1 protein-coding gene is annotated in these 611 nt (G+C 63.8%); it reads right to left on the reverse strand.

Translation table 11 applies throughout. The features are described from left to right. A partial coding sequence (locus tag ACPYOI_RS35880) for an NAD(P)/FAD-dependent oxidoreductase (RefSeq protein WP_481424148.1) occupies positions 1–611 on the reverse strand: 611 nt, incomplete at both ends.

A 611-nucleotide genomic window follows, 5' to 3' on the forward strand; every position in this document is an offset into this window, starting at 1 on the left:
GGCTCGCGATCCTTCGAGAGATCGAACTTGGCGATCAATTGCTTGGCGAGCGAACCGCGCACGCCTTCGCCGATCAGCACGTATTTGCCGTGCAGTTCCATGCCGCGGGTAAAGTTCGGGCCCGGCTCGCCGTTCTTCTCGATGCCCATGTCGCCGGTGGCGACACCGATGACGGCGCCCTCGTCGTTATAGAGCACTTCGGTTGCCGCAAAGCCCGGATAGATCTCGACGCCGAGCTCCTCAGCCTTTCCGGCGAGCCAGCGACAGACATTGCCGAGCGAGACGATATAGTTGCCGTGGTTGTTCATCAGCGGCGGCATCATAAAGTTCGGCAGGCGAACGGAGCCCGCCGGGCCGAGCACCAGGAAATGGTCGGCCGTCACTTCGGTCTTGAACGGATGGCCCTCCTCCTCGCGCCAGCCGGGCAGCAGCCGGTCGATGCCGATGGGATCTACCACAGCACCGGAGAGGATATGCGCACCGACCTCCGCCCCCTTTTCCAGCACGACCACCGAGAGCTCCGGATTGACCTGCTTCAGCCGGATCGCAGCCGACAGACCGGCTGGCCCGGCGCCGACGATCACCACGTCGAATTCCATCGCCTCGCGTTC

This window comes from Rhizobium sp. SVR5-2C (genome assembly GCF_056755115.1).